This window comes from Borreliella garinii, assembly GCF_001922545.1.
Lineage (GTDB): Bacteria > Spirochaetota > Spirochaetia > Borreliales > Borreliaceae > Borreliella > Borreliella garinii.
The window spans coordinates 794,003-814,452 of sequence record NZ_CP018744.1 but is presented as its reverse complement, the minus strand read 5'-3'; the positions used below and the strand labels follow the sequence as shown (position 1 = coordinate 814,452).

Below are 20,450 nucleotides of genomic sequence, written 5' to 3'. Positions count from 1 at the left end.
ACCCCTTAAATTACCTTTTTTAAATTTACTAATTCACTCAAAGCCTGCTCCAATTTATTAAATTTATAATCTTTAAAAGAAGAAAGATTCATGTCTAAAAGATTTTGCCTTAATTCATTCATAAAATCTCTTGCTTGAAGCTTATCAGAAAACTCAAAGTTGGTTTTAAGAATGTTATAAACTATATCAAACATATAATTTTGACGCTCTGAACTAACAGCAGCATCAACAGAATCAAATGAATTTTGTTGTAAATAGCACGAATCAAGCAGTTCAGATTTTAAATAAATTAAAAAATCCTCACTACTTATACCCTCTTCCCCAACAACTTTCATCATTTGATTAATTTCGTTACCTTTTACTAAAAAAGATCTTGCATATTCTGTCTTGTTAGAATCAATAACACCTTTATATTTGCTCCAAGATTCAAGAGGGCTAATAGCTGGAAATTTCCTAGCATCAGATCTTTCTCTTGTAAGTCCATGAAATGCTCCTACAACCTTCAAGGTTGCTTGAGTAACTGGCTCTTCAAAATTACCACCAGCAGGACTTACAGAACCACCAACTGTTACAGATCCAATATCGCCATTATTAAGAACTACAATGCCTGCCCTTTCATAAAAGGAAGCAATAACGGACTCAAGATAAGCTGGAAAAGCCTCCTCACCAGGAATTTCTTCAAGGCGACCAGACATTTCTCTCATAGCTTGAGCCCATCTTGAAGTTGAATCTGCTAAAAGAAGAATATCAAGACCCATCTGCCTATAATATTCACCAATAGTAATAGCAGTATAAACAGAAGCTTCTCTAGCTGCAACTGGCATTGAAGATGTATTACAAATAATACAAGTTCTATCCATCAAAGATTTTCCAGTTTTTGGATCTATTAACTCAGGGAACTCTTTAAGAGTTTCTACCACCTCTCCTGCTCGTTCACCACAAGCTGCAATAATCACTATATCAACATCAGCATTTCGACTTGTAACTTGCTGAAGAACTGTTTTTCCAGCTCCAAAAGGACCTGGAATGCAAAAAGTTCCTCCCTTGGCAACTGGAAAAAATGTATCTATAATTCTGGTTTGAGTCAACATGGGCTCGCTAGGAATAAGTCGTTCCTTATAATTAGTAATAGGAATTTTAATAGGCCAATGAAAAGACATTGTAATGCTATGCTTCATGCCAGAATCATCTTCAATTACAGCAATTTGATCATCAATCGAATAGTTTCCATCATTTACAATCTCTACAATTTTATAAGAATCTCTTTTATAAAATGGAATCATTATTTGATGGTGGACAGTTCCTTCAATTACAAAGCCCAAAAAATCTCCTGCAATAACACTGTCTCCAACTTTGGCAGTTTTTTTAAAATTCCATTTCTTATCTTTATTCAAGGGTCTTAAATAAACCCCCCTTTCTAAAAAAAATCCACATTGAATAGCCAGTTCAGGCAAAGGATTTTGAAGCCCATCATACACTTGAGTTAAAAGACCTGGTCCCAATTCAACTGTTAAAAGCTTGTCTGTAAATTCAACTACATCTCCAACAGATATCCCTTTTGTCAATTCAAAAACTTGTGCATCAACTTCATTGCCCCTAACACGAATTATTTCTGCTTTTAAATTTCTACCAGCAGTTTTTATAAATAAAACTTCATTCATAGAAACTGAACCTTCTACCTCAATAGTAACTAAGTTACCATTCACTCCAACGACTTTTCCTTTTGTCTTCATTAAAATTCCTTTTCTAAACTTTTTCACTAGTTTGATCAATTAAATTTTGACAAATATTGTCAAAATTTTGAATACCCAATTTTTCTTTAAATAAATTATGCCTTAAAAATAACCTTAACTTTAAAAAGTAAATTATTACTTTCTCAAAATCAAAGTCATGCCCAATCTCAAGATCAGTCAAAAATTGCCACTTAAGAAGGTCAAAACTTAATTCTATTTCAAAAGAATTTTCTTTCAAACAAATATTTCTTAAAATACTTAGATAATAACTAGAAAAATAAACAGATTCTAAATAAAAATCCTTAGGCAAGCCCAATTTTTCTGCCCTTAAAACTGCAAGCGTATATCTTATTGTATCTTCAAAATCAAGAAAAAGATCAACAACTTTTGATTCACCTTTATCTACCTTAAATTCTAGCAAGCCTTTTAAAAAATTAAAGTCCTTTTTGCTTAAAGAAATTTCAACATTATTCAAAAAATCTGAAACACTATAATTTTTTAAAGATTTTAAAGATTTTAAATCAATATAAGGCAAAGAAGATAAAACATAATAATATGAATCCAACACAAAAGTCTCCTAGACTACCTTTATAACTTCCTTAAATCTTGGATTAAGATAATCAAAAAGAATGTCAGCAATAGTTTCTGCTGAAAAATCATACTGCAAACCAGTATTCTTTTTTTGAATCTTAAATCCTTTGCTTATACCTTTGAAAGGTTTAATCTCTATCCCTTCCTTAAGCTTATTTCCAAGCTTTAGTCTTAATATCTGTTCTAAGTCAGAAAAATCAGATTCATTTAACTGAATAACCAATTTTTCTTCTTTAATCCAAGAATCCGTTATTTTAATAATAAGCTCTGATAAGAAATTATCATTACTAAAAACTTCCGTCACATTATCTTTTAAAGTATTTTCAAAAAGAGATTTAAGATTCTTCTCAACTCCAATAATTAAATCTCTGATTGCCTGACGAGAAGCTTCAAGGGCGTGGCGTTTATAATCATTAATTTCTTTTTCTGATTTTGCCTTTAATGCTCCGGCAGCTTCTTCTGCTCTAGCAACTATTTCTTCTGCCTCTTTTTTAGCCTTAGAAATAATATCATTAGATATTCTCTCAGCTTCTTCAAGCCCATCTTTTTTAATTTTATTTATCAGATCCTTTACTTCAAATTGCATTAAAACTCCTTGTTATACAAAATAAAATAATAACTTAGCACTTGTTAGCAAACAAAACTTTAAAAAAGTATACAATAATTCTTAGCATTAAAAAATTTATATTATTAATAAGACATATCAAATTAGCACAATAATACTTCTTCAAAGAATATATTCATTCTCAATTATTAGAAATAATAAAACCATTAAAAAAATTGCCCAATAATTTTATAAACATTACCATCAAGCACTATATCGAGATTTTTGCTTGGAAGTTTATTTTTAAGGCCTTCTCTAAAGATTTCAATACCTCTTCTATTTATCTTATTCCAAAATTCATCATCAACAAAATTTAAAGTCAATATCTCAATAATAATCAAATAACCTCTTCCAAACTTGGATCCATAACCTGATGTAAAAGTTGTTGTAACACTAAAAAGGCCATCTAAAAGACCGTTTGCAGCCTTCCCTCTAAAAGGTCTATTGGGATGAATATCATAAGAATTTCCAAATTCATCTTCAAGCACAAAATCAACATCAAGACAAATGTGAAATAATATATTTTCAAATTCATTAAATTTTGCTATATTCACTTAAATTAAATCTCAACTATAGTTTTTCCAGCTCCTCCATCACTAGGATGAGCAAAATAATATTTTTTAATAAATTTTAACTCTTTTAATAAGTTGTGAACTTCTCTCATAAGATGACCCTCCCCTTTTCCATGAATAATCTCAAATTTATTAATGCCATTTAATATAATATTATCTATTTTCTTATTCAAAAAGTCTAGAGCATCAGCAGACCTCATGCCTCTAATATCAATAGTAAAGCTTAACAAGTTTTCCTTATTATAATCAATTGAAAAGCTGAAATTTTTACCACCCTCTTTTTTATGTTCTGTAAAATTTTCTAAAGATATCTCCGAGCTAGAAACACTAACATTAAAAGCACCTACATTAACGATAATCTTCTTTTTAGAAATTCCAACTATTTTCCCTTTTGCATTAGAATTAACTATTCTAACCCTGTCTCCTATTTTAAAATTTGCCGCTATATTTCTCTTACTATTAAGAGAATTTACTTTATTTAACTTGAGGTCTATATTTTTTTCTAAATCTGATATAAAAGCTTTATTTTTTGCAACATTAACATTACCCTCTTTTATTTCTCTAACTAAATTTTCCAAAACTTTTCTTGAATTTTTTAAAAATTCATTCTGCTCATTTAAAAGCTCTGTTTCAATATTTTTTTCCTTTAATAAAAGATCTTGATAAATATTTTCTACTTCTTTTTCTTGTAATTCTATTTGGATTAATTTCTTATTCATGCTTTCTTTAATTGACAGCAAATCTTTCTCTTTCTCTACTAATCTTTCTAAAATTTTATTAACTTCTGTTTTTTGAGATGAATAAATTTCATTAGCACGAATTACTATACTACTGTCAATCAAAAACCTACTGGCAACATTAAACGCATAACTTTCACCGGGAATGGAAAAAATTAAATTATAATTAGGCTGCATCGTTTCTAAATCCATCCGCATAGAAGCATTAATAACGCCTTCATGAGTATATGCAAAATATTTAAGAGCATTATAATGAGTTGATATTAAAACATAAGAATTAATATTAATTAAATATTCAAGAATTGAAATGGCAAGCGCCTGCCCTTGATCAATGTCTGTACCTGAACAAAATTCATCAAATATTACAAGACTATTTTTTGTAGTATGTTTTAGGATATAAGAAATATTGCTCATATGGCTTGAAAAAGTTGAAAGAGAATTAGAAATTGACTGATCATCTCCAATGTCAATAAAAATGTTATCAAAAATTTTAAAAGTACTAGCTTCGCTAACAAGAATAGGAATCCCAAATTGAAACATTGCACTAAGCAGTCCAATTGTCTTTAAAGTTACCGTTTTTCCACCAGCATTAGGACCAGTAATGATTACAATACGATTTTCAGCAGGAGTAAAAGTTATTGCCTTTGAATCCTTTAGCAAAGGATGATGAGCATCAAAAATATTTAATACATTTGAAATTTCAGGAAATATTCCCTTAGTTTTGATTCCATAAAGCGCTCGTGCTTTTAAAGAATCATAATACAAAAAATTATTATAAAGATTATCTAAAAGAACAACGTTCTTATGAACTTTATTAGACAGATTCTGTAAAATTTTTAAAATTATTCTTTTTTTTTCTAAATCTAGATAATTTAACCTATTGTTATAATTTACAATATCATTTGGTTCAATATAAAATGTTTCACCTGACGATGAAACAGAAATAATATTTCCCTTAATTTTACCTTTAAAATTAGATTTAATAGCAAGAGTATATTTATTCGATTTATAATAAACAATATTAGAAGTCAAATATTCTAAATTTAAGCTAATTATTCTTTTTATCTGCTTTTCAACTTGTCTATTTAAATTTTTAATTTCAAATTCAATCGAATCATACTCTTTTACAACACCACTTTTCAATTCAAGGGCATCAACATCTATATATTCTTTCAATTCAATAAGCAAATTTTTTAGCTCTGGACTTAAAAATAATAAATCGGATAAAATCTGAACATTAAGATTTTTGATATCGCTATTTTTATGTAAAAATACATTTATTCTCAAAACCTCATCTAAAAACCCTATAATATCTCTCAAATTTTCAATAGAAGCCCTTGAATTTTCTTTTGATAATAATGAAATGGAATATTCTAAGCTATTTATAAAAGAATTCGGATATCCTTTACAGCTCTCAAAAAGCATTCTAATGATATTTACAAAGGAAAACATTTTCTCCAAACTTTCTCTTGTTTTTAATATTTTTTGATTATTTAGTAAATTAACGGTGTCTGGATTGGAAACATACTTAGATACTAAAGATAAAATTTCATAAAAGTCAATATTTTTTAAATATTTATTTTGCATAATTTTTATAATTTTTAAGCTCTGACAAAATCTTTAAATAGCTTTCGTATCTAGGTTTAGAAATACCATTGCCTAAAGAACTCGTAACAGAACAATGAGGCTCGCTAACATGTAAGCAAGATTTATATTTACAAAAACTAGCAAAATTTTCAAATTCTTTAAAATAATACTTAAGATTTTCAAAAGGCAATGTTTCAACTCCAAACTCCTTTATTCCGGGCGTATCAACTATTATCCAGTTCTCAGAATGAAATGATATTGAATAAACAGTAGTATGTTTTCCCCTAGAATACTTCTGTGAAATTTCATTTACTGATTGAGAGGCTCTTGAATCAATCAAATTTATTAAAGAAGATTTACCAACACCAGATTGGCCAATAAAGGAAGTTCTTGAATTTCTTAAAACCTCTTTTACTTCTTTAATGCCCTCAAAAGTTTTAACAGAAGTTTTTAAAACCTTGTATCCTAGATTTTTATAAATTTCAGAAAATTCTTCAACCTTCTGGCTTATTCCTTTATCAATTTTATTAATCACAATAACAGGAACAATATTTTGCTCTTCTGCAACAACAAGGACTCTGTCGATAAAAAAATTTTTCATCTCAGGAAAGTTAGCAGAATTTACAATCAAAACATTATCAACATTAGAAACAATTGTTTGCCTAAGATCTACTTTTCTATTATAACGCCAAAGAATATTTTTCCTACTTACTCGCTTATCAATATATACTTTACGAGAACCATAAACATACCCCAAAACTATATCTCCTGGCACTAAAGGACTATACTCCTTACAGCCTGTTTCTAATACCTTGCCCTTAAAAATTCCTTCATAAATTAATTTACTCTTAAGTTCTAAAATAGAATATATATTATTAACTCCCCAAATAACCTCAAATTCAAGATAATTCAAACTATCGTTCCTTTAAAGTAGAGATTATATTTCTTGCAAAAATTTTGATAAAAAGTCAAATTTTCATTTTTAGTCAAATAAAACTCATCTACAAGGTCAACATCATTTTTATAATAGCTGTCTTTACATTGAGGAAAATTAATTGATCTAATAAGACTTTGTACCACTAATTCACGATTCTCATAAACAGGAATTTTTAAGAAATCTTCTATCATTGACTTAAGATGCAAATAATGAGTGCATCCAAGAAAAACAATTTCTCTATCGGTGTTTACAACTTCAAATTTCAAAGCTTCCAAACATCTAAGAGCATCTTTTCTATATTTTTCCCCATATTCAACAAAATTAACAAGCTCTCCAGCAGCCTTTACAATTAAATCATTATGCATATTCACTTGATCTTTAACAAATTTGCTTTCAAGGGTAGTATTTGTTGCAATCAAAAGAACTCTTTTTAAAGCAAGATCTGAAATTAAACTTACCTCTGGCAAAGTATAGACTACTGGAAAAACAAAATTTAATTTATTGTATACACTAACAGAAATTGTATTGCAAGCCAAAATTAATGCACTAATATTATAAATTTTGTTAAGTTTCTCAATTAAATACAAAATTGCTTCTAAAAGATATTCTGAACTCTTCTCTCCATAAGGAAAATTTTTATTGTCGGCAACATAAACATATTGGTATCCGTCTATTTTATTTTTAATATATTTAAAATAAGAAAGTCCCCCTATTCCTGAATCAAAAACAATTATTACTTCTTTGAAATTTTTCATTACAAAATAATAATCACCCCTAAAAAGTAAAGTATAAATATTAACAAAGTTAATATCAAGAATTAAAATAATAAAAATTGTTGAATGTTTTTTAAAAAAAGGTTTTAAGCTATAATAAAATTGATTTAGCAATATTAATAAGTATTTAAGGTGATAAATAAAATGTTTTCAAGCATTAAAGATATTTTAGAAAATCCAATTTTAAACAGCAATGTTACAATAAACGGCTGGATTAGAACTAAGAGAAGTAATGGTAAGATTGGATTTATAGAAATTAATGATGGCTCAACGCTTAAAGGAATTCAAGCTGTAATAAACGAAGAAGAAAATCAATTTACTGAAAAAGATCTGAAAAAACTAACAACAGGGGCAAGTATATCGTTAACGGGCCTATTAGTGGAAAGTCCTGCAAAAGGACAAAATTATGAAATAAAAACATATAGTTTTAACATAATCGGAGAAACAGATTCACAAACTTACCCATTGCAAAAAAAGAGACATACTTTTGAATTCTTAAGAGAAATACCTCATTTAAGAATAAGAACCAATACATTTGGAGCCATTGCTAGGGTAAGAAATAAAATTTCATACAAGATTCATGAATATTTCCAAAAAAATGGTTTTTTTTATATTAATACACCAATAATTACATCAAATGATGGGGAAGGTGCTGGGGAAATGTTTAGAGTTTCCACACTAAAATTTAATAAGCCAAACAATTCGCTTAGCAATATTGATTTCAAAGACGATTTTTTTGGAAAAGAAGCTTTTCTCTCTGTCACCGGTCAATTGCACGGAGAAGCGTATGCAATGGCTTTATCTAAAATATATACATTCGGACCAACATTTCGAGCAGAAAATTCTAACACCACGCGCCACGCTTCAGAATTTTGGATGATAGAACCGGAAATGGCTTTTTGCAAGCTTAACGACAATATTAGTCTAGCAGAAGATCTCTTAAAATACCTTTTAAGTTCAATTTTAAATGAATGCTCACAAGATATGGATTTTTTAGAAAATTACATTGAAAAAGGTTTAATTAAAAAACTAGAAAACGTAATAAATTCAAATTTTGAAGTTATTACCTATACTAAAGCAATTGCAATTCTTGAAAACTCAAAAAAAAATTTTGACACAAAACCTTGCTGGGGAATAGATTTGCAAACAGATCACGAAAGATACTTAACAGAGGAAATTTTTAAAAAACCAATAGTGGTCATTGATTATCCAAAAAATTTCAAAGCATTTTACATGAAAATAAACAAAGACAATAAAACCGTAAAAGGAATGGACATACTTGTTCCAAGAATTGGAGAGATTATAGGGGGAAGCGAAAGAGAAGATGACTTGCAAAAATTAGAAAATAGAATAAAAGAATTAAATCTAAACATTGAGCATCTAAACTGGTATCTTGATCTAAGAAGATTTGGTTCTACTCCCCATTCTGGTTTTGGACTTGGACTTGAAAGATTGGTGCAATACACAACAGGAATATCCAATATAAGAGATTCAATACCATTCCCAAGAACTCCTAAAAATCTTTATTTTTAATAAAATAAAAGGCAACAAGAAAATGAAATTAATAAAACTCTACAGATTAATGTTACTCTTTCTTTTTTTAACAAGATCATTTCCAGTAAAAGATGAAAAATCAAACAATAAATTAGAATTATTTTCAAACGTAGAAATAAAAATCAAAAAAAAATCTAAAACTTACGATTTAAACCCAAGCTTCAAAAAGGCCAGAAAAAAATCGGTTTTAAAAAAAGATACAAACGATGCAAAAAACATAAATTCTAATATATACATACAAAGATCAAAAAAAATTAATTATCCTGATAGGAATTCAAGCAATAACATAAATCAAAAAACCGTAAATAATAGAAATTTTAAAACAAATCATTATGTTAAAGTTTATCCTAGCTATAAAAATGATAACTTTGAAGCAATTAAAAATACTACTAAGTATCCAGTTAAAACCGAAAAAACTCATCTACTAATCGGCCCAATATTAAAAGATAATCTAGGAATAATAATTAAAATGCTAAAAACAAAGGGATACACTTTAATAGAACATATAGAAGACAATAATTAAGATTTGTTTTTTGCCAAAAATTTTAAAACCTCATTAAGTTCGTCATCTATATATCCAAAACTATTCTTATATTCACTTTCATTTAATCCTGTAAGCTCATGATTTCCATAATGAATCCAAGTATTTAATTCTTCTTGGTTAGTATACTTATTAACATAATAATCAGGAATATAATCTACAAATCCATGATCCTTATAATCGTAAACTGCTATTTTAACATTTTTATTTTCTATACCCTTTTTTAAAACCTCACCTCTCAAATAAACAATAGTACGACCCGTATCAAAAATATCATCAACAAACAAAACTTTATCGCCTGCCCTTAAATATTTTGGATCATAGGTCCAACCATCTATCATTATCTTTTTTTGCTGCTCATTAAAAATATCATAAGATCTGGCAACAACAGCTGCATATAAAAGGGGTTTATCTGCTTTTACAAATTTAAAAAATTCGCTAATAATATTTCCAAGATAAGCCCCCCCTCTCAAAGAAACATACATAATGTCTGGAATAAATCCATCTTTATAAATTTTATAAGCGAGCTTAAACCCATTAATTCTTATCTCTTCATAAGAAATGTATTTTTTCATAATTTAAACTTATTCCTTCCCAATAATAATAATAAATTATATTCAATCAAAATATTTTAGTTGTAAATTAACACATAAATTTTTACACAAAATAAAAAAATACAACCTAAAACAAAGCTTAACAAATTATACATAAAACAAAAAAAAGGGCTAAGACTAACTCTTAACCCAAAACTAAAATTTACTAAAACGAAATTTTAAAAGAATCGTTTCCTCTTAAAATTTTATAAGTATTTTTTCCAATCTTAAGAGCATCATAAAATTCTCTTAAATTAGAAACACTTTGTGAATTTACAGAAAGAATCACATCTCCTGATTTCATCTTAATACTTGATGCTAAATTTTTATCAATATAATCAACAACAACGCCTTTAATCCAATTCCTTAAATTAAGCTGAGCTTTAATATCCTCAACTAATGGATACACAATAAAACCTGGAAGCATTTTGGAAGAAGAAAGTTCTTTATCCTTAGGTCTAACAGCAAGAATAATCTCAATATTTTTTTTGACATTACCTCTTAAAATTTCTACATTTACTTTCTCACCAGCATAAAAATCGCTAATATATGATGTAACATCTTGAAAAACACTCATAGAAACCCCATTAACCTTCACAATAATGTCACCTGCTCTAAGCCCTGACTTAACGGCAGGTGAACCTGGATAAAGAGAGGCAATAATTGCAGCTGAAACATCCTTACCTTCAACCCCTAAGCTTTTTAGTACTTCAGAATCTCTTGTCTTTAAAGGATAAAAAGAAATTCCAAGCCATGCTGATTCAATTTTTTTACCTTTAAGAAAAAAATCTACAGTACTTTTAATATTATTAACAGGAATTGCAAAACCTAACCCAATATTTCCACCAGAATTTGAAGCTATCCAAGCATTAATCCCAATAACTTCACCCTTTATATTTACAAGAGGACCACCTGAATTACCTCTGTTGATTGCAGCATCAGTTTGAATAAATAAATTCCTTGATTGCAAATTAGGATTTGCAGAGCGTTGCAATCCACTTACAATACCTGCTGTAACTGTAAAACTAAATTGAAAAGGACTACCTACTGCCATAACCCAATCACCTATTTCAAGCTTATCACTATCTCCAAGATCAGCTACTTTAATAGTTGCATCATCACTTTCAAAGCTAATAAGAGCAATATCTTTTTTTTCATCCTTACCAATTAACTTAGCCTTGTGCTTTTTTTTATCATAAGAGACAACTTCAAGTTCAGTTGCCTTGTCTACTACATGACTATTTGTAACCACATAAAATAATGATTTTTTTTGAGAATCTCTACCAATTATTACTCCAGACCCTGCCCAATTGCTTTTTCTCTCAGAATCAAATTCTGGCATATCAAAAAAGAAAAATGGAATAGGAAAACTCTGTTTAATTACTCCAGTTGCATGAACTTCTACGGACGATGGTAAAATTTTCTTGGAAACTTCCCTAAAAGAATCTTGTAAAGCTTGTACTGTATTGTCTTTTTCTTCTGCAAAAACAATATTACTTCTATTAGAATCTAAGTAATGCATTCCAATAAAAAAACCAATACCTAAAGCCAAAAAACTGAGAATGAATCCAGAAAAAAACTTTTTTTCCACTTTTATAACCTCCACATAATTACTTAATTTATAAATAATATTTTAATATTTGATTAATTTAAAATTTAAACTTCACTTAAAATTAAAGGCAATCCATCAACAACAGCAACAGTGTGTTCAAAATGCGCAGAATAACTAAGATCAGATGCAAAAACAGTCCAGCCATCACTTTTTATTGAAACCTTATGCCCCTTTAAGTTTACCATAGGCTCAATAGCCAAAACCATACCTTCCTGAATTCTAATATTTTTAAAAAAAGGAGCATAATAATTTGGAACACTTGGTTCTTCGTGAAGTTGAAATCCAACACCATGACCCGTATATTCTCTAACTATTCCAAAACCAAATGGTTTTATATACTCTTCTATTGCTTTTGATATATTTAAAATTCTATTTCCCACCTTCATCTCAGCAATACCTTTGTAAAGAGAAGCATTTGTAACTTCTAAAAGTTTATCAATACTAGGGTCCACACTTCCCACTTTAAAAGTTTTTGCCATATCGCTATAAAACCCATCAAGAATGACCCCACAATCAATGCTAACAATATCCCCAGAGGCTAGTTTTCTTTTCCCAGGAATACCGTGAATAACCTCTTCATTAACAGATGCACAAATAGTGCCCTTAAACCCATGATATCCTTTAAAAGCTGGCTTAGCTCTATTTTTAATAATAAAATCATAGGCTATCAAATCAAGTTCCTTAGTGCTAATACCAGGAACAATATTTCTTTCGACTTCTAACAAAGTAAGCGCCAACAAGCGTGCTGAAGCTTTTATTTTTTTAATCTCTTCTTTAGATTTCAATCTTAATCTAGTCAAAATTCAACTTCCTTTCTCTAAGTGTATCTATCATATTTTTATAAAGCCTTGCTTGATCAGTTTTGCAGAAAGAATAAGAAGTTAAAATAGACTCTTTGCCTTTTTCCATTTTCCCCAAATAAAGATAATTAATTCCTTGTTTTAAGTAGATTTTTGATATAAGCTCACGCTCATAATGGGTGCTAGCATCTTTATCATAAAAACTACTAGGCAATAAAGATACTCCTTCATTAAAATATCTTTCTGCTTCTTTATAATCTTTCTCAGAAAAGCTCAAAACTCCAAGATTATAATAAACTCCAAACATATATTTTGGGGATTTATTGTCAAAAATTACCCTTTTTGAACTAGTAAAATTTCTTTTAAGAAAATAATAATAAAATTTATAAAAATCATACCAATCTTGTTTATTTTCAGAAAAATTATAAATTTTAAAAAATAAATCCAAATCCTTTAAATCCGAATAAAGCAACAAATTCCAAGCCAAAAATTGAGCAATCCCAGAATTGTACTCTGTTTTGTAAAATAGTCGCCACAAATAAGATTTTTTTGCCTCATACTCAGAATTTGCATAATTTAACGCAAAATAAATTTTAAAAAATAAAGGATCTTCCTTGTAATTCTCTACAATTGCATTAACTTTAAGATAATTTTTAGTTCTAAAGTATATGTTTGCTAAATAATAATTTATTATCTTATTATCTTTAAACAGCTCATTAGCCTTATTTAAATAAGAAATTGCTTTTTTAAAATCATTCTCATTATTAGCTATAAGTGCAAGATTTAAATAAACAAGAACATTATAATCAGGAAATTTTGTATAAAGCTTTAAATATTCATTCTTAGCATTATTAATATCTCCTTTTTTAAAATAAGCATCAGCAAGCAAAAAAAGCAAAGTGGGATCATCTTCATTTTTAAAGAACTTAAGATTGGAAATTGTAAAATCTAAATCATTAAGATTGTATGAAATATATGCAAGCTCTTTGAAAAAGTTTTTGTCTTCTTTAATTTTAAAAAGTATACGCTTAGCAGCATCCATGTTTTTTTTCTCTATATATAAAAGCATTGCATTTACTAAAAATGCATTATTTTTAAGATTTAAACCTATCTCTTCAAAAACACGGGCATCCTTTTCCCTATATATTTTATCAATAAATTTGTTAAAATCTAAAACCTTATTATCCGCACTTAAATTTTTAATAAAAACTTCATCATAAAGACCTCGATACTCTTCACTATTTAAAAGATATTGATTTGCAATCCTATAAGCGTCTTTTAAAAGCCCAATTTTAAGCTTAGAATAAACTTCTAAAGCTCTTAGTTTTAAATTACCCGGCAAAACTTTAACGCTAAGATTTACTAAATCCCCCATCAGATGATAGTCACCCGTATTTAAAGCCCAAACCTTGGCTCTTTTAATAAGAGATAGCCATTTAAATTCAGTATTAGCATAATATGATGAAAATCGTATTGCTTTTTTAGCATCATCAAATTTTTTTTTATCGATATAAAAATCAATTTCTATAATAAGTTTGCTAAAATCTTTCTCGCCTCTCAAAAAATATAAAATATTGGGATTGAAATAGAAATAAAAACCACCTAAAAAAACCGATAATAAAAATAATAAAATGAACACTAAAGTTTTATTTTTTTTCAATACAATTCTCCATATTTTTCAATAAAGCATCAAGTATACCATTTATAAATTTGTCAGAGTTTTTACTGCCATATTTCTTGGCAATCAAAATTGCCTCATCAATTAAAGCACGCTTTGAATTTTCAAAATTTTGGAACTTCAAAGAATAGACGCCCATTCTAAGTATTGCAAGATCAACCTTATCCATTCGATCTAAAGACCAATTCCAAGAAATATCCCTAATCAAGTTATCAATATACTCTAAATTATTAAAAGTGCCATTTACCAAAGAAGAATAAAACGACTTAATAGATTCATTTTCTATATCTAATCCTTTATCTTCAATAGTAAAAATATCAAAAATATCGTCCATTGCGCTTTGATTAATATCAATACTATAAATCTTTTGAAAAGCTAAAACTCTAACTTCATGCATTAAATCCATAACACAATTATACAAATAAAAATATATTTTATTTTAGACTAGAATCCAAGATTTGTATATTTGCAGACTTGTTAAGCTTACTATACACATCTTGCTGCACTTCAACAACAATTTGCTGTTGCTGAATATTAACCATGTTATTTCTTATTGCATCTTTGACAATCAAATCTGTAGTAGGCGATACTTTGTCATTCAAGCCTAAAAATCTCTGAGCATATTTTTCTGTAACCTTGATAATATGAAATCCCTCCTTTGAAGCAATAGGCGAAGATATATCACCCTTATTGAAATTAAAAACCTCTTTTATAAAATCAGCTCCAAGAAGATTTTGAGCATTTTGATCACCCCTTGACAAAAAACCAAGATCGCCATTTTTAGCTTTAGAAGACTCATCATTTGAATATTTTCTTACAGCCTCTTCAAAAGTAATTTTTTTTGATCTTATTTGGCTTAAAATATTTTTAGCTTGATCTAAAACCTCTGATCTTTTTTTATCCTTAGTAGAAAAAAATACATGACTAACTCTTGAAATATCAGGATTTACAAATTTAGTTTTATTAGCCTCATAATACTCAACAATTTCTTTCTCGCTAGGAGTTTTAACTTCAGAAAATCTGGGCTGAGCTTGCTTTAAAACAAGTTTTTGGGAAGATAAAGATCTTTTCATTGAAGCTAAAAGCTCACCCCAATTTGTCCCTTGTTTTTCTATCATTTGCTTAATTTGCTCATCAGTAAGATTTACAAGTCCAAATTGAGTTCTAATTGTTTGCATAACCTCATCATCTGAAATTTTAATTCCCTGTTTTGAAGCCTCTTGGCTAAAAAGAACATCTGCTATTAAAACTTGCAAAACTTGCTTTTTCTCAGCAGCAGTTAAGTCTCGGCCTTGAGTCTTTTTAAATATATCAACCTTAGAATCAAAACCAGTTTTAGTAATAATTTCATTTTTATATAGATTAATAATAGCAACAGGAGTATTTTGAGCAAAAGAGTTAATCCCTATAATTCCCAATATTACCAAAAATAAAAAACTCTTCATAACATAACCTCTTATTAAAGAATCACTTACCCACTAATTTAGCAAAATTTTACATTTAAATCTAGTTGATAAAACATTTTCATCTATACAAAAAACTAGAAATTCCTTGTCCACCGCCAACACAAACAGATGCTATTCCTTTTGTTTTATTCTTCATTTTCATAGAACGAGCAAGTGTTAATAAAATTCTTGAACCACTAACCGCAAATGGATGCCCCAAAGCAATAGCACCACCATTTACATTAATAATATCGCTAGCTATATTGTATTTTTTAAACAAGGCCTTTTCAATGCTTAATGATTGAGCTGCAAATGCTTCATTCACCTCAATCAAGTCTATTTCACTAGGGTTTAAACTTAATTTACTAATAATGCCTTCAATGGCTATATAAGCTCCAAAACCCATATAAAGCGGATCAAGCCCTACGCTTTCAAACCCCCCAATATAAGCTAATGGCATTATCCCTAAGCTTTTTACTCTTTCCTCACTTGCTAAAATTAAAAAACAAGCCCCATCATTTAAACTAGAAGAATTTCCGGCAGTTACTGTGCCTGATTCTTTAAAAACAGGATTAAGAGATGCTAGCTTATTTAGAGTTAAATTATCTCTTATTTCCTCATCACTTAAAACAACCCTACTAGAATTAGTTTTCTTATCAAAAATAGTCAAAGGATGAATTTCATCTTCAAAATATCCAAGTTCTCTTGCCTTTAATGCCTTTACATGAGAATTATATGCAAATTCATCTTGCATCTCTCTTGTTATTTTATATTTTTCTGAAAGATTTTCCGCCGTAAGTCCCATGGAAATAAAATTTAGAGAATCTATTAAGGCATCTTTTTGAATTGAATCTTCAATTTCAAAATTACCAAATTTAAGACCGTCAAATCTAACCTTTCTGGGCAATAAATAAGGAGAATTAGTTAGATCTTCTACCCCTCCAGCTAAAACAATATCATTGTTTCCAAGAACAATAGAATTAAATGCAAGCTCCAAAGCCTTAAGACCAGAGCCACAAACTTTATTAACGCTAAATGCAGGCACAGTATCGCCCAAACTAGACTTTAAAGCAATTTGCCTTGCAATATTTTGGCCAAGTCCTGAAGATATTACATTCCCAACAATGACCTCATCCACTTCCCATAAATTATTTCTTTCAAGTAAAGCTTTAACAACTTTTGAAGATTCATCAATAATATCAAAACCCCTAAAAGAACCTCCAAACCTAGTATTAGGCATTCTAAGTCCATCAATAATAGCTACCTTTTTCATCAAAACTACTCCTAAAGTCTTATTGAACTCCATTGAATTATACAATACAATAGCTAACTATAAAAACTAAGTTTATTAAATAAAAAATAAACTATTTAATCTGAATTATTTAATAAATAAGCTAAAATGTTATAATTTTGAAATGCGCTTTAAAAAAATATTTTTAATAATATTAATAATTTCTGCTTTAAAAGCTTATTCTTATAATCATGCAATCCAATTCAAAAATGAAGGTATTGACAAATATTATTTTGAAATATTAAATGATGGATTTGGATTTTCATTAAGCGATTTTTTTGATGATTTAAGAAGTGGTTCTCTAATTTTCACCTATGCTTCAAAATACAATTTTATAATAAATTTAGAAGCACACATGTTAACTTTTAGGGGCTATAAAAATTCTCCAAAATCTTTAATTAGTAGAACAGACTTAATTGAAATAGGTTTCATGTATTACTTTCCAATCTTATTGTTAATTAATGGTAAAAATTTTGGAGAAATAGACTTAGGAATTGGAATTAAAAACTTATTATTTGGAGACTGGGGAGGGCACTTAATGCAAAGCATAATTCACATCATTTTAAATCAACATCGTCCAATTCCAAGTATAAAAAACTACGATGGCTACAATTACAGAGGATTTTTAAGCTTTGCCCTAAATTACTCTTACATGAATTTTTTCAATTTAGAAAATTATATAGATTTGTCTTATTTCGCAGATTATTTTATCAAAAACAGTATTGGGATTACCTTAAAAAATGAAAATATTAGATTTGATATAAAACTTTACACCCAAATTCAAAATCAAATTAAAAGCCTTAAAACATACTCAAAAATACAAGAAGCAGAAACGGGAATTGGAATAAATTATCAATTTTACTCTAAAAATTTTTTCATAAGAAATGATTTAAACATTAAAAATTTTTCAACCAAAGAAAATTTCTTAAGCGTTGGAGGATTTGGAATAATTATTGCACCTGAAGAACATACAAAAATATCAGAATCGAAAAATGAATTTAATATTATGAGTAATAATTTTTACTTTGGATTTGATATTATGATCCCATTTAAAATAAGAAATTCAATATTTTATAAAATAAATGAAAACATTAACCATTACTTTTCAATATCAACAAATTATTACACTAATTATAATGAAAGTAATAGCTTTACAAATCAATTATCATCGGGCATTATGTATGAATTTTTACCACAAAAAACATTTAATCCTTACATCATTTCAGGATTATTTTTTGCCTATAATCAAAATAATCAAGATATTAAAAGTATCTTTAGACCAATAAGAATAAAAAACGTTATTCAAGCTGGAATTGAAAATGAATTGGGATTTTTGTTCAAAATGTTTAAATACCACAACACTGACTATATTTTCAAAATATATTCAAAAGTAAGTTATGTTCCTTTAGCTTATAACCTAGATGAAAAAAAATTAGAAAAACATTCTATTAACTTTAATTATTTAGGAATTGGAGTAGTAGTTAAATAACAACATTAAACTAATACTGATGGTCTTTGTTAACAAACTTAGTAATGTGCGGTAAAAATAATATATCTGCCCTACCTGTAGGGCCATTTCTATGTTTTGCTACAATAACCTTGGTTTCTATTGGCTCTATCTCATCAGAAGACTCAAATTTAAAATCCTTATCTCTATGAAGTAAAATTACAATATCAGCATCTTGCTCTAATGCTCCAGATTCCCTTAGACTAGCAAGATTGGGTTCACGCCCTTCTGTATCTCTTGTAAGCTGAGATAATGCAATAATAGGAATTTCAAGCTCTCTAGCAAGCTCTTTAAGAGATTTGCTAATCGACGCAACTTGTTCATGCCTTGGAAGATTTTTTGTTTCAAAAGAAATTAAACTGATATAATCAACAAATATTATATCTATACCATAAAATCGCTTAAGCTTTCTAGCTTGAGTTGCTAAAGTTAGTAAACTAATATTAGGAGTATCTTCAATATAAAGCTCAGAATCACTAATCTCATTTACAATATCATTTAATGATTTTATCTCCTGTCCAGATAAAATACTATTTTGAACTTTAAAGCTATCAATACAAGATTGAGACGATATTATTCTTTTTATTAAAGCATCCGCTGTCATTTCAAGAGAAAAAAATCCTACTTTTTTCTTTCCTTCCTTTCTTAATGCTATAGCAGACGCAATATTTAAAGCAAATGCCGTTTTACCAATACTAGGACGAGCACCAACTATAATAAAATCGCTATTTCTAAATCCTCCAATAAGAGAGTCGACCTTTCTAAAACCGCTTGGAATGCCAAAATTTGCCTCCTTTTTCTTCATGCTGCGTTCATATATCTCATTATGAACACGTTCTGCAATAACTTTAGCATGATAGAGGTTTTTGCTAGAATAATCCAACTCAATTGAAAGAATTTTTTGTTGAGATTCTTCAACAATCTCATTAATAGTTTTTGTAGAGTCATTTATATAGTCGTTAAGTTCTTTAGAAACATTTAAAATGCTTCTACGAACACTCTGTTCTTTTACAATTTTTGCATAAACATTTATAGTTCTATCTGTTGGTAAATAAACTGAAAGTGAATCTAAATAATCTGGCAAATTGATTAAATCTTTTTTAATCAAAAGCTGTGTTTTTGAAATATGCTTAGATACTTCTTCAAAAACGGTAATAGGATCAATATTTTCCCTTTTTTCATAAAGCGAAACCATTGCTTTAAAAATCAACTTATGAGTTTCATTATAAAAATCATCAGCTCTTACATGAAAAGCAATTTGCTCTAACTTATCTGAATTATAAAATATACTAGAAATTACCGCTTTTTCTGCACCATCATTAAAAAGAAGAGCAGAATTTGAAAAAGCTGTTAAAGCCACAAACTACACTCCGTATCTTTCAGCTTACTCATCTACTTTATTTAACTTGTTATTTAAAGGCTTTTTATCCTCTTGTTTTTCTTCTTTTTTGATATCTACTTTAATAATAGAGCTAATGCCTTCATAAAGCTTAACTGTAACATCATAAGTTCCAAAAGCCTTTAAAGTTCCATGATGTATATCTATCTTTTTTCTCTCTATATCAAAACCAAGTTTTAAAAGTTCATCGGCAACATTCAAGCTGTTAATGCTATGAAACAATTTGCCAGAATCATTGGATTTCATAAAAAATTCCAATCTAACAAGATCAAGCTTAGATTTAAGATCGTTGGCAATTTGCTTTTTTGTTTCTTGCTTTTTTAATATTGATCTTCTTTTTTGATTAAAAATCTCAACATTATGTTTATTTGAAAAAACTGCAAAACCTTTAGGTAGCAAATAATTTCTTGCAAATCCGTCCTTTACCTCTACGGTATCTCCTTCTCTTCCGAGATTAATAAAATCTTCCTTTAAAATCACTTTCATAATTACCCCT

General features: G+C 28.4%; 19 protein-coding genes. 3 read left to right on the top strand and 16 right to left on the bottom strand.

Annotated elements, in window-relative coordinates; genetic code table 11:
• Nucleotides 1–5: 5 nt before the first annotated feature.
• The 7 genes from BLA33_RS03815 to murI all read right to left on the bottom strand — a co-directional run bounded on the left by BLA33_RS03815 (nt 6) and on the right by murI (nt 7,516).
• Complete coding sequence (locus tag BLA33_RS03815; protein ID WP_029346713.1) at nt 6–1,733, bottom strand: V-type ATP synthase subunit A; 1,728 nt, start codon at nt 1,731–1,733, stop codon at nt 6–8.
• A 13-nt stretch (nt 1,734–1,746) separates the two neighbouring features.
• Complete coding sequence (locus BLA33_RS03810) at nt 1,747–2,301, bottom strand: hypothetical protein (RefSeq protein ID WP_029346712.1); 555 nt, start codon at nt 2,299–2,301, stop codon at nt 1,747–1,749.
• A gap of 9 nt (nt 2,302–2,310) precedes the next feature.
• Nucleotides 2,311–2,910, bottom strand: coding sequence for a V-type ATP synthase subunit E (locus BLA33_RS03805; RefSeq protein WP_075226518.1), 600 nt, complete (start codon nt 2,908–2,910; stop codon nt 2,311–2,313).
• A 185-nt stretch (nt 2,911–3,095) separates the two neighbouring features.
• On the bottom strand, nt 3,096–3,482 hold the full coding sequence (locus BLA33_RS03800) for a hypothetical protein (protein WP_004793000.1): 387 nt from the start codon (nt 3,480–3,482) through the stop codon (nt 3,096–3,098).
• A gap of 5 nt (nt 3,483–3,487) precedes the next feature.
• On the bottom strand, nt 3,488–5,824 hold the full coding sequence (locus BLA33_RS03795; protein WP_075226516.1) for an endonuclease MutS2: 2,337 nt from the start codon (nt 5,822–5,824) through the stop codon (nt 3,488–3,490).
• A complete protein-coding gene (rsgA, locus tag BLA33_RS03790; RefSeq protein WP_029347094.1) occupies nt 5,814–6,737 on the bottom strand; it encodes a ribosome small subunit-dependent GTPase A in 924 nt (307 codons plus the stop codon). Before rsgA ends, BLA33_RS03795 begins: the two co-directional genes overlap by 11 nt.
• Nucleotides 6,734–7,516: a glutamate racemase gene (gene murI, locus BLA33_RS03785; RefSeq protein ID WP_029346591.1), complete on the bottom strand. Its 783-nt coding sequence runs from the start codon at nt 7,514–7,516 to the stop codon at nt 6,734–6,736. Before murI ends, rsgA begins: the two co-directional genes overlap by 4 nt.
• A gap of 162 nt (nt 7,517–7,678) precedes the next feature.
• On the opposite strand from murI, the gene asnS reads away from it, so the two are divergent.
• On the top strand, nt 7,679–9,067 hold the full coding sequence (gene asnS, locus BLA33_RS03780) for an asparagine--tRNA ligase (RefSeq protein WP_075226514.1): 1,389 nt from the start codon (nt 7,679–7,681) through the stop codon (nt 9,065–9,067).
• A 22-nt stretch (nt 9,068–9,089) separates the two neighbouring features.
• Entirely contained in the window at nt 9,090–9,611 is a 522-nt protein-coding gene (locus tag BLA33_RS03775) for a hypothetical protein (protein ID WP_029346592.1), read from the top strand.
• Here BLA33_RS03775 and BLA33_RS03770 read toward each other — a convergent pair.
• From BLA33_RS03770 to BLA33_RS03740, 7 genes are all read right to left on the bottom strand, one after another.
• Complete coding sequence (locus tag BLA33_RS03770) at nt 9,608–10,204, bottom strand: phosphoribosyltransferase (RefSeq protein WP_029346593.1); 597 nt, start codon at nt 10,202–10,204, stop codon at nt 9,608–9,610. The two genes, BLA33_RS03775 and BLA33_RS03770, sit on opposite strands and share 4 nt — an antisense overlap.
• A 184-nt stretch (nt 10,205–10,388) precedes the next feature.
• A complete protein-coding gene (gene htrA / locus BLA33_RS03765; protein ID WP_004792133.1) occupies nt 10,389–11,813 on the bottom strand; it encodes a DegQ family serine endoprotease HtrA in 1,425 nt (474 codons plus the stop codon).
• A 65-nt stretch (nt 11,814–11,878) separates the two neighbouring features.
• Complete coding sequence (map, locus tag BLA33_RS03760) at nt 11,879–12,634, bottom strand: type I methionyl aminopeptidase (protein WP_004792293.1); 756 nt, start codon at nt 12,632–12,634, stop codon at nt 11,879–11,881.
• Nucleotides 12,627–14,294 (bottom strand): tetratricopeptide repeat protein, encoded by a 1,668-nt coding sequence (locus tag BLA33_RS03755; protein WP_029346594.1) that lies wholly within the window; start codon nt 14,292–14,294, stop codon nt 12,627–12,629. Before BLA33_RS03755 ends, map begins: the two co-directional genes overlap by 8 nt.
• A complete protein-coding gene (gene nusB / locus BLA33_RS03750) occupies nt 14,281–14,709 on the bottom strand; it encodes a transcription antitermination factor NusB (RefSeq protein WP_004792875.1) in 429 nt (142 codons plus the stop codon). Before nusB ends, BLA33_RS03755 begins: the two co-directional genes overlap by 14 nt.
• A gap of 37 nt (nt 14,710–14,746) precedes the next feature.
• Complete coding sequence (locus BLA33_RS03745) at nt 14,747–15,757, bottom strand: peptidylprolyl isomerase (RefSeq protein WP_029346595.1); 1,011 nt, start codon at nt 15,755–15,757, stop codon at nt 14,747–14,749.
• A 79-nt stretch (nt 15,758–15,836) separates the two neighbouring features.
• Nucleotides 15,837–17,030 carry an acetyl-CoA C-acyltransferase gene (locus BLA33_RS03740; RefSeq protein ID WP_032989157.1) on the bottom strand — a complete coding sequence of 398 codons (1,194 nt, stop codon included), beginning with the start codon at nt 17,028–17,030 and terminating at the stop codon, nt 15,837–15,839.
• 142 nt (nt 17,031–17,172) lie between these two features.
• Between BLA33_RS03740 and BLA33_RS03735 the strand changes: the two genes are divergently transcribed.
• On the top strand, nt 17,173–18,537 hold the full coding sequence (locus tag BLA33_RS03735) for a hypothetical protein (protein WP_075226512.1): 1,365 nt from the start codon (nt 17,173–17,175) through the stop codon (nt 18,535–18,537).
• Nucleotides 18,538–18,547: 10 nt separating this feature from the next.
• On the opposite strand, the gene dnaB is transcribed toward BLA33_RS03735, so the two are convergent.
• Both dnaB and rplI read right to left on the bottom strand, forming a co-directional pair.
• Entirely contained in the window at nt 18,548–19,915 is a 1,368-nt protein-coding gene (dnaB, locus tag BLA33_RS03730) for a replicative DNA helicase (RefSeq protein WP_004792991.1), read from the bottom strand.
• Between the two features lie 24 nt (nt 19,916–19,939).
• A complete protein-coding gene (gene rplI / locus BLA33_RS03725; RefSeq protein WP_029346598.1) occupies nt 19,940–20,440 on the bottom strand; it encodes a 50S ribosomal protein L9 in 501 nt (166 codons plus the stop codon).
• Nucleotides 20,441–20,450 lie beyond the last annotated feature (10 nt).